At 70.2% G+C, this 8,755-nt stretch carries 14 protein-coding genes; 2 read left to right on the top strand and 12 right to left on the bottom strand.

The genetic code is table 11. The features are described from left to right. Positions 1–27 precede the first annotated feature (27 nt). The 7 genes from fabG to ACTHK2_RS02085 form a co-directional block, all read right to left on the bottom strand. Complete coding sequence (gene fabG / locus ACTHK2_RS02115; protein WP_440244041.1) at positions 28–771, bottom strand: 3-oxoacyl-ACP reductase FabG; 744 nt, start codon at positions 769–771, stop codon at positions 28–30. 155 nt (positions 772–926) lie between these two features. Next, complete coding sequence (locus ACTHK2_RS02110) at positions 927–1,055, bottom strand: hypothetical protein (RefSeq protein ID WP_440244040.1); 129 nt, start codon at positions 1,053–1,055, stop codon at positions 927–929. Positions 1,056–1,135: 80 nt separating this feature from the next. Further along, entirely contained in the window at positions 1,136–2,095 is a 960-nt protein-coding gene (fabD, locus tag ACTHK2_RS02105) for an ACP S-malonyltransferase (protein WP_440244039.1), read from the bottom strand. An 87-nt stretch (positions 2,096–2,182) separates the two neighbouring features. Further along, positions 2,183–2,425, bottom strand: a complete 243-nt coding sequence (locus tag ACTHK2_RS02100; RefSeq protein ID WP_440244038.1) for a hypothetical protein — start codon at positions 2,423–2,425, stop codon at positions 2,183–2,185. A 10-nt stretch (positions 2,426–2,435) separates the two neighbouring features. Then, positions 2,436–3,407, bottom strand: a complete 972-nt coding sequence (locus tag ACTHK2_RS02095; RefSeq protein ID WP_440244042.1) for a beta-ketoacyl-ACP synthase III — start codon at positions 3,405–3,407, stop codon at positions 2,436–2,438. 175 nt (positions 3,408–3,582) lie between these two features. Next, positions 3,583–3,777, bottom strand: a complete 195-nt coding sequence (gene rpmF / locus ACTHK2_RS02090; protein ID WP_132000197.1) for a 50S ribosomal protein L32 — start codon at positions 3,775–3,777, stop codon at positions 3,583–3,585. Positions 3,778–3,863: 86 nt separating this feature from the next. Then, positions 3,864–4,370, bottom strand: coding sequence for a YceD family protein (locus ACTHK2_RS02085; RefSeq protein WP_440244037.1), 507 nt, complete (start codon positions 4,368–4,370; stop codon positions 3,864–3,866). A gap of 113 nt (positions 4,371–4,483) precedes the next feature. On the opposite strand from ACTHK2_RS02085, the gene ACTHK2_RS02080 reads away from it, so the two are divergent. Both ACTHK2_RS02080 and ACTHK2_RS02075 read left to right on the top strand, forming a co-directional pair. Continuing rightward, positions 4,484–4,948 (top strand): hypothetical protein, encoded by a 465-nt coding sequence (locus ACTHK2_RS02080; RefSeq protein ID WP_440244036.1) that lies wholly within the window; start codon positions 4,484–4,486, stop codon positions 4,946–4,948. Further along, positions 4,945–5,544, top strand: a complete 600-nt coding sequence (locus ACTHK2_RS02075; RefSeq protein WP_440244035.1) for a Maf family protein — start codon at positions 4,945–4,947, stop codon at positions 5,542–5,544. Before ACTHK2_RS02080 ends, ACTHK2_RS02075 begins: the two co-directional genes overlap by 4 nt. A gap of 293 nt (positions 5,545–5,837) precedes the next feature. On the opposite strand, the gene ACTHK2_RS02070 is transcribed toward ACTHK2_RS02075, so the two are convergent. Genes ACTHK2_RS02070 through ACTHK2_RS02050 form a run of 5 tightly spaced genes read right to left on the bottom strand, consistent with a single transcriptional unit; the run spans position 5,838 to position 8,755 of the window. Next, positions 5,838–6,272 (bottom strand): protein YgfX, encoded by a 435-nt coding sequence (locus tag ACTHK2_RS02070; RefSeq protein WP_440244034.1) that lies wholly within the window; start codon positions 6,270–6,272, stop codon positions 5,838–5,840. After that, positions 6,244–6,498, bottom strand: coding sequence for a succinate dehydrogenase assembly factor 2 (locus ACTHK2_RS02065; protein WP_440244033.1), 255 nt, complete (start codon positions 6,496–6,498; stop codon positions 6,244–6,246). Before ACTHK2_RS02065 ends, ACTHK2_RS02070 begins: the two co-directional genes overlap by 29 nt. Next, positions 6,495–7,511: an SRPBCC family protein gene (locus ACTHK2_RS02060; protein WP_440244032.1), complete on the bottom strand. Its 1,017-nt coding sequence runs from the start codon at positions 7,509–7,511 to the stop codon at positions 6,495–6,497. The genes ACTHK2_RS02065 and ACTHK2_RS02060 overlap by 4 nt, the downstream gene beginning before the upstream one ends. 16 nt (positions 7,512–7,527) lie before the next feature. Beyond that, positions 7,528–7,959, bottom strand: a complete 432-nt coding sequence (locus ACTHK2_RS02055) for an MAPEG family protein (RefSeq protein ID WP_440244031.1) — start codon at positions 7,957–7,959, stop codon at positions 7,528–7,530. 10 nt (positions 7,960–7,969) lie between these two features. After that, complete coding sequence (locus tag ACTHK2_RS02050) at positions 7,970–8,755, bottom strand: succinate dehydrogenase iron-sulfur subunit (RefSeq protein WP_440244030.1); 786 nt, start codon at positions 8,753–8,755, stop codon at positions 7,970–7,972.

Below are 8,755 nucleotides of genomic sequence, written 5' to 3'. Positions count from 1 at the left end.
CTGGATAGCGCCTTTTTCAACGTCCTGTTAGGGCATGTACATGCCGCCATTCACGTGGAGCGTCTCGCCGGTGATGTACGACGCCGCGGGCGAAGCGAGGAACGCGACCGCCTTGGCGATGTCCTCTGCCGCGCCGAGGCGGCCGAGCGCGATCTGGCCGAGCAGCGCGTTGCGCTGCTCCTCCGGCAACGCACGCGTCATGTCGGTATCGATGAACCCGGGCGCGACGACGTTGACGGTGATCCCGCGCGAGCCGATCTCGCGCGCGAGCGACTTGGAGAACGCGATGATGCCCGCCTTCGCCGCCGCGTAGTTCGCCTGGCCCGGGTTGCCGGTGAGGCCGATCACCGACGCGATCGAGATGATGCGCCCCTTGCGCGCCTTCATCATGCCGCGCAGGACGGCCTTCGAGGCGCGGTAGACCGAACTCAGGTTGGTGTCGAGGATCGCCTGCCAGTCCTCGTCCTTCATGCGCATGAGCAACTGGTCGCGCGTGATGCCCGCATTGTTGACGAGGATCGAAATCGCGCCGGATTCCTTGCCGATCGCCTCGACGAGTGCCTCGATCGCCGCGCCGTCGGTCACATCCAGCACGCGGCCGGCGCCGCCGTGCGCAGCGAGGCGTTCGCCGATCGCCTTGGCACCGCCTTCGCTCGTCGCGGTGCCGATCACCTTGGCGCCGAGCGCGGCGAGTTCGTCCGCGATCGCCGCGCCGATGCCGCGGCTGGCTCCGGTGACGAGGGCGATTTCTCCTGCGAGGGGTTTGCTCACGATGCGTTCCGTTCCGGAAGTGGTCGTGCATGATCGCAAAAGCGGCGGCCATCATCCATGCCGAACGCCGTGCGGTGACGTACGGCATCGGCGCACGGCGACCGCAGCCTTTCAATCGACGATCGAGCCGCCGCTGAGGTCAGCGACCGTGCCGGTCATCGCTGCAGCACGATCGGAAGAAACCACGCGGCGACATCGGCCACCTGCTCCAGCGTCGGCAGGCGCTCGAGCAAGGTCGCCTGCCGCGCGCGACCGGCGCGCAACGCTTCGATCGTGGTGCACACGCGCGCGGGCGGCGCCGGCGAACACGTCGCGCGAATGCGACTGGGCCAATGCATCCGGAATCGCGGGTCGCGCGGTCGCGTCAGCGCCAGTCGGCGAGCGCGGCGTCGAAGTCGCCCGGCGTGCCGAGCGCGCGGCCGTCGATCGCCTTGTCGATGCGCTTGACCAGGCCCGTCAGCACCTTGCCCGGCCCGCATTCGGCGATGCGCGTGGCGCCGCCAGCGGCGAGCGCCTGCACGCAGGCGGTCCAGCGTACCGGCAGGTAGAGCTGGCGAACGAGTGCGTCGCGAATGTCGGCGAGGCCCTCGTGCGTGCGCGCATCGACGTTCTGCACGACCGGGATGCGTGGCTGGCTCCATTGGTAAGCCGTCATCGCCTCGCCGAGGCGGTTGGCCGCGTCGCGCATCAGCGGCGTGTGCGACGGCACGCTCACGGCGAGCTTGACCGCCTTGCGCACGCCGCGCTCGGCCAGCCGGGCGAGCGCGGCATCCACCGCCTGTGCGTGCCCGCCGATGACGATCTGGCCGGGCGAGTTGTAGTTGGCGGGCACGACGACATGGTCGCCCGACACTTCGCGGCAGACTTCCTCGACGAGCGCGTCGTCGGCGCCGAGCACGGCCGCCATCGCGCCGACACCCTCGGGCGCCGCATCCTGCATCGCCCGCCCACGGATGCGCACGAGGTGCGCGGCGTCACGCAGCGACAGCACGCCGGCCGCGACGAGCGCGGCGTACTCGCCGAGGCTGTGACCGGCGACGTGCGACGGCGTCGCACCGCCATTCGCCTGCCACAGGCGCCACACGGCGACACCGGCCGCGAGCAGCGCGGGCTGGGTGTACTCGGTGCGGTTGAGCATGGCTTCGGGGCCGCCCTGCGAGAGCGCCCAGAGGTCCACGCCGGCTCCGTCGGAGGCTTCGGTGAACGCCTCGCGCACGTGCGCGTGCAGCTCGGCGAGTTCGGCGAGCATGCCTACGGATTGGGAACCTTGGCCGGGGAAGACGAAAGCAAGGGCCGAGGGCTTAGGACTTTGGGCTGCGGACATCGTATGGTCCCGTGTCAGGTATGTAGGCTGGATCAAGCCGCGCAGCGGCGGATCCGGCGCTTCGCGCCTTGATCCGCCCTGCGCGGCTCAGGTGAAGGCGAGGACGTTGTTGTACACCGCGAGGGCCACGCCGGTCAGCACGACGGAACCGAGGCCGGCAGCCGCGATCCGACCCGCATCACGCTCGAGCGCGCGGCCATGCGGGTACCGGCCGAGCGTGCATGCGAGCAACGCGCCGCGGCCGACGTAGAACAGGAAGATGTCGACGACGAGGTTGCGCACGCTCGTCGCGACGAAACTGATGACGGCTCCGGCGAGATCCGAAAGCACCGCGCAAAAATCAGTACTTGAGCAGCGCCGACGACCAGGTGAACCCACCGCCGAACGCCTCGAGGAGCAGGGTCTGGCCGCGCTGCACCTTGCCCGAGCGCACGGCTTCGTCGAGGGCGAGCGGGACCGAGCCGGACGACGTGTTGCCGTGGCGGTCGACCGTGACGATAACGCGGTCCATCGACATCGACAGGCGCTTGGCGGTCGCTTCGATGATGCGCAGGTTCGCCTGGTGCGGGATCAGCCAGTCGACATCCTGCTCGTGCATGCCGGCCGCTTCGAGCGTCTCGCCGACGATGCGGTCGAGCGTCTTCACCGCGACCTTGAACACTTCGTTGCCGGTCATCATCACGCGCACGCCGTGGTTCGGCTCGTCGTCGCGGAAGCCCGCGGAGACGCCGACCGGGTTGTACAGCAGGTGCTTGTAGCCGCCGTCCGCGTGCAGCTTGGTGGTGAGGATGCCGGGCTCGCTCGACGCCTCGAGCACGACCGCGCCGGCGCCGTCGCCGAACAGCACGCAGGTGGAGCGGTCGCTGAAGTCGAGCATGCGCGTCAGCGTTTCGGCACCGACGACGAGCGCCTTCTTCGCCTGGCCGCTGCGGATGAACTGGTCGGCGATGCCGAGCGCGTACATGAAGCCCGAGCACGCCGCGTTCACGTCGAACGCGGCGCAGCCGTTCGCGCCGAGGCGATGCTGCAGCAGGCAGGCGGTCGACGGGAAGATGATGTCGGGCGTGGTCGTGCCGAGCACGATGAGGTCGAGATCGGCGCCCTTGATGCCGGCCGCGTCGAGCGCGTGCGTGGCGGCGTAGAACGCGAGGTCGCCCGTCGTTTCGCCGTCGGCGGCGAAGCGGCGCTCGCGGATGCCCGTGCGCGAACGGATCCACTCGTCGGTGGTGTCGACGCGCTTCTCGAGATCGGCGTTGGTGACGATCTTTTCCGGCAGGTAGCTGCCGGTACCGGCGATGCGTGAGTAGATCAGGGCCGTTCCCCGCTCGAAGGAGGCAGGCGCAACCCGCCTGCACGAGATTTCGCGCGCACCTTCAGCGGGTGCGCGCTGCTGCCGAGCCAGGCTCTCCGTGCCCCGCCGGGCAACCCCGCCCGGCGCATCCGGGCCGGGCCGTCACCGTCGGCGCCGATGCGGCGCCGCGTGGCAATCAATCTTCGTCGCGGGCCTGAGCCTTCGACTCGATGACCTTCTTGCCGCGGTAGTAGCCGTCCTTGGTGACGTGATGGCGCACGTGCACTTCGCCCGACGTGGGGTCGGTCGACAGCTGCTTCGCGGTCAGCGCATCGTGGGCGCGGCGCATGCCGCGGCGGGACGGGGTTTTACGACTCTTGGCGACGGCCATGGTGGCGATTCCTCAGGCTTTTGACGAACGTCCGTATTCGAGTTCGGAGCGGCGATCCTCGCCGCAGGACACAACACGTGCACGTACTACGTGTTCTTGCGCAAACCCGCCAGCGCCGCGAACGGGCTGGCCGGCTTTTCCTCGGACTCCTCGTCCGAATGATCCTTCCATTCCAGCGGCTCGCCCGGCTTCAGGGGCACCACCGGCAACGCGAGTATCAGCTCGTCCTCGATCACATCGGCGATGCCGACCTGGCCGTCCGGCACGAGCAACGGCTCGTAACCCGGCGGCAGCGCGGCCTCGCCGCTCTCGTCGGCGATCAGGCCAAGGCGCTGGTCGATCGACACCGGCTGGACGAAGACGTCGAGCGTACGCTGGCAGACCAGCGGCAACCCGGCTTCCACACGCAATCCGAGGTACGCAACACCGAGTTCGTCCCTGCCGAATTCGACGTGGTAGCGTGCCTCGCCTTCCGTCGTCGCCAGGCTGCCGTGCAGGCGCTGCATCGCGGCCAGCGGCAGGGTTCCTTCGTACGTGCGGCGCGCCTGCACCTGGCGTGCGACATCCACGCGATCTGGCAGGGCTGCGGACATGGGCGCGCGATGGTAGGTGGAGCCCCCTCCGGTGTCAACCTGAACCCGTGGCGGCTGGCCTGGCGGGCCCATCGAAGGCACACTGGATCCCCATTCCCGGAGCCACCCGCCACGTGAACGTCCTGCTCGCCTGCGCGACGGCGGCCCTCGCCGCACTCGGCCTGGCATTCGCCTGGCGGCGCGAGCGCCGCCTGCTGCGCCGGCGCGCGCTGCTGGCCGAGATCCTGGACCTCGCCGACGCGCTCGAGCGCGAACTGCTCGAATGCCGCGCGCGGCTGCGCGAGGTAACCGCCCTCGCCGCGGCCGCCTTGTCCCCGGCGGAGCAGGTGTCCGCACGCGCGACGCTCGCCGCCGAACCGCAGGTGCAGGAAGCCCTGCGCGACCTGCTCGCGCACCGGCTCTGGCTCAAGCAGAACGCCGCGCGCGCGAGCGACACGGAACTCCTCGCCGCGCGCGACGCCCTCGCGGCGACGCGCGATACGCTCGCGCGCCAGCTCGAGCGCCTCGCCAACGTGCGCGCCGACGTCGAGCAGACGCGCGCGGCGCTCGCCGCGCAGGCATCGGAAACCTCGCATTGACCCGCATCGGCGACGTCGATCTCGTGCTCGGCTCGACCTCGCGCTACCGGCGCGAGCTGCTCGCACGGCTGACGTCCTCGTTCCGCGTGCACGCGCCTCTCGTCGATGAAACGCCGCGCGCGGGCGAAACCCCGGTCGACGTCGCGGCGCGGCTCGCCGCCGCGAAGGCGCAGGCGGTCGCGGCCGCCTGCCCCGGCGCCGTCGTGATCGGCAGCGACCAGGTCGCCGAACTCGACGGCCGCGCACTCGGCAAGCCCGGCACGCCCGAAGCGGCATGCGCGCAGCTGCGCGCGTGCTCCGGGCGCAGGGTCGCGTTCCACACCGCGCTCTGCGTCGTCGACACGCGTCTGGGCACGTGGCGCAGCCACGCCGAGGCCGACCTCACGCGTGTCGTATTCCGCAAGCTCCACGACGACGCGATCGCGCGCTACGTCGAGGCCGAACGCCCGCTCGACTGCGCCGGCAGCTTCAAGGCGGAGGGCCTCGGCATCGCGCTGTTCGAGCGCATCGAAAATGTCGATCCGACGGCGCTGATCGGCCTGCCGCTGATCGCGCTCGCGCGCCTGCTGCGCGCGGCCGACATCGAGCTCCCGTAAGCGCGCCCGCTCGTGGGGTGCCTGTGGGGCAGAAGAGCATCGCGGCTTGCGCCGCTCCGACGAAGAGCCCGCATGCCCTTGTCGGAAGCGACTTCAGTCACGATGCTCTTCGATCCGCCCGCGTGAGGCTTCGCCACGACTCCGTTCGCGCCGGGCGAAGCTCGCGCAACGAGCGCCCTCGAAGCACGCCCGCGGCACGGCCCTTCGACTCCGGCCCTGCGGGCCTGCGCTCGGCGAACGGGGTTTTGCGAACCTCGCCCTGCCGCTGCGCGGCGCGCGGCGCGCGCATCGCCCTACACGATCGCGTCGATTCCGGGCGGCTCACCGCGCGCGAGCAGCAGCACGAGACGCCGGCGCGTGTCGGCGTCGAGATTGTCGGGCGTGAGGAGCACGCGGAAATGCGTGCGCGGCGCGCAGCGCCAGTCGAGTGCGATCAACGATCCAAGGCGTCGGTGCGAATGGAGGACCGCGGCGTGTTCGCCGCCTTCGCGGTCGACGAGGCGCCAGCCCGAGACGCCACGCACGATGCGCCGGAACGGCGGCCTGCAGTAGCGGCGCAGCACGATCGCCGCGCCGGCGAGCGCGAGCGCCGACAGCGCGGTGCGCAGCGCGAGCGGCGCCGCGCTCGCCCACGGCGCCAGCGCGGCGGCGAGCGCGACCAGCACCGTCGCGCCAGCCATCACCGCCGACGGGCGGTAATCAAACGCGATCGAGGGCGCGGATCTCATCGACGATCGCGGCGTAGCGCGGTGGCGGGTCGAGATGACCGGTCAACCAGTCCCAGAGATCCGGATCGGATTCGCCGAGCAGCGCGTCGAAACCGGCACGACGGGTTTCATCGGCCTGCGCGTAGCGGCGGTCGAGCCACGCACCGAGCAGGCGATCGAGCTCGCGCGTGCCGCGGCGGGCGCGCCAGCGCAGCCGTCCGAGGCGCGCATCGACGCTGCCGTTCATGGCCACGGCACCGCCGCCGCTTCGGCGCGGCGCTGGTAGAACGCAAGGATCGTGCGTGCGGCATCGCCGACCAGGAGGTCGGCCCACGCGCCGGCGTAGGCGTTGAAATGCGTGCTGACGCGCCAGCTCACGTGAATCGCGAGGCGCGTGCCGCCCGGCTCCGGCGTCAACCGGTACGACGTGTCGACGAGGTCGAAGTGGCGGCCGCCGATCAGCACGTGCTCGTCGAGCGCGCCGGACGGGATCGAGTCGGCAGCGAACACGTAACGCCAGCGGATGTAGCGGTTCGCGACCCAGTCGAGGATCGGCTCGTCGAAATGCACGCCCTTGTCCCAGCGCAGCTTGCGCACGCGGCCCTCGCGCGTATCGACCGTGACCGCCTCCTGCGGGAACGGCACGCCGATGCGCCAGGCGAGCCCCTGCGCCATTTCTTCGTGGCGGATGGCGGTCGCGTCGTTGATCAGGTGCCAGATCGTCTCGGGCGGCGCGGCCACGAACACCGATGCATCGGTCTCGCCGTGGCGATCCGGAAGCGGCGTGCTTTGCTCCACCGCGCCGAACAACAGCGGCAGCGCGAGCATCGCACCCACGGTCGAGCGCGATGGCGATGCAATGCGCAGCAGCGCCCAACCGAGCAGGCCGCCGAACATCGCAGCCCCCAGGAAGATCGGCAGTGCAAGCGCGATGCAGATGCTGCCCTCGATCAGCAGGATCGCGGTGCCGGCGACGAACACGAGCACGGGCACGAGGGGCGCGACGAGCGCGCGACCGAGCGTGCGTTGCGCCGCCGGCAGCAGGTACACGCTGAGCGCGCCGACGAGCAACGGCACCAGGAACACGAAGGAAGCGAGCATGACGCCACTGGCGCCGCCCTGGCCGCGATACATCGGCAACGCGAAGGCGAGGCGCATGAGCAGGCCGTACAACGCACCCGCGCCGAACGTCCAGGCGAGGTGCGGCCGTCGCGGCGGCGACGGCGTGGCAGTGATGTGGTCCGTCGCGTCCGCGCTCATGCGAAGTCCCCGCCGCTCAGGCTGCGCGCGCGAGCGCGAAAGCGAGCACGACCCACATCGCCCACAGCACGATGCTGCCGGCGACGTAGGCACCGAAGCGGTGCATGACGCGGTTGTATCCGCAATGGATCGCGCTGTGCAGCACGCGCAGCGCGACGAACAGCCAGGCGAGCACGATCAAGGTCCGGCTGGTCGAGGCGATCGCGTGCGCGACGAGCACGCCCGCATAGAACAGCACCGGCATCTCGAACAGGTTGCCGAGGTTGTCCGCAGCGCGCGTGTCGACGAAACGCCCGCGCGCCTGCGCGGAGGTCGCGACGCTCTGCGGATGGATGCGCAGGCGGCGCATCTCGCGGATGCGCACGTAGTACATGCGCGTCCAGACCACGAAGGTCAGCGCGACGAGCGCGCACGCCGGCCACAGGATCGCATGCGGGCCGGCGAACAAGTGCGCTGCCTCAGCCCGCGCGCTCGACGATGAGCTTCTTGATCTCGCCGATCGCCTTGGCCGGGTTCAGTCCCTTCGGGCAGGTGCGTGCGCAGTTCATGATCGTGTGGCAGCGATAGAGCTTGAACGGATCCTCGAGCTCGTCCAGGCGCGTGCCGGTGTCCTCGTCGCGCGAATCGACGATCCAGCGGTAAGCCTGCAGCAGCACGGCCGGGCCGAGGTAGCGCTCGCTGTTCCACCAGTAGCTCGGGCACGACGTCGTGCAGCAGGCGCAGAGGATGCACTCGTAGAGGCCGTCGAGCTTGGCGCGGTCTTCCTTCGACTGCAGGCGCTCGCGGTCCGGCGGCGGCGGCGTGTCGCTGCGCAGCCACGGCTTGACCGAGGCGAGCTGCGCGTAGAAATGCGTGAGGTCGGGGACGAGGTCCTTGACCACGGACATGTGCGGCAGCGGGTTGATCTTGACGTCGCCCGAACCGCAGTCCCCGATCGCCTTGGTGCACGCGAGCGTGTTGGTGCCGTCGATGTTCATCGCGCACGAACCGCAGATGCCTTCGCGGCACGAACGGCGGAACGTGAGCGTCGGATCGATCTCGTTCTTGATCTTGATGAGAGCGTCGAGAACCATCGGCCCGCACGTCGCCATGTCGACGTCGTAGGTGTCGATGCGAGGGTTCTCGCCGTCGTCCGGGCTCCAGCGGTAGACGCGGAAGGTGCGGATGTCCTTCGCGCCCGCCTTGGCCGGATGGTGCTTGCCGGCCTTGATCTTGGAATTCTTGGGAAGGGTGAATTCGGCCAT

Source organism: Dokdonella sp. (genome assembly GCF_051958935.1).
GTDB lineage: Bacteria > Pseudomonadota > Gammaproteobacteria > Xanthomonadales > Rhodanobacteraceae > Dokdonella_A.
Note: the sequence above shows the minus strand (reverse complement) of the source record. Positions and strands in the feature narration are given on the sequence as shown.

Coding starts and splice junctions, on each gene's coding strand:
- ACTHK2_RS02050 (WP_440244030.1), bottom strand. CDS start 8,755: ATGGCCGAATTCACCCTTCCCAAGAATTCCAAGATCAAGGCCGGCAAG.
- ACTHK2_RS02065 (WP_440244033.1), bottom strand. CDS start 6,498: ATGAACGGCAGCGTCGATGCGCGCCTCGGACGGCTGCGCTGGCGCGCC.
- ACTHK2_RS02085 (WP_440244037.1), bottom strand. CDS start 4,370: ATGTCCGCAGCCCTGCCAGATCGCGTGGATGTCGCACGCCAGGTGCAG.
- fabD (WP_440244039.1), bottom strand. CDS start 2,095: ATGTCCGCAGCCCAAAGTCCTAAGCCCTCGGCCCTTGCTTTCGTCTTC.
- ACTHK2_RS02070 (WP_440244034.1), bottom strand. CDS start 6,272: ATGAGATCCGCGCCCTCGATCGCGTTTGATTACCGCCCGTCGGCGGTG.
- rpmF (WP_132000197.1), bottom strand. CDS start 3,777: ATGGCCGTCGCCAAGAGTCGTAAAACCCCGTCCCGCCGCGGCATGCGC.
- ACTHK2_RS02060 (WP_440244032.1), bottom strand. CDS start 7,511: ATGAGCGCGGACGCGACGGACCACATCACTGCCACGCCGTCGCCGCCG.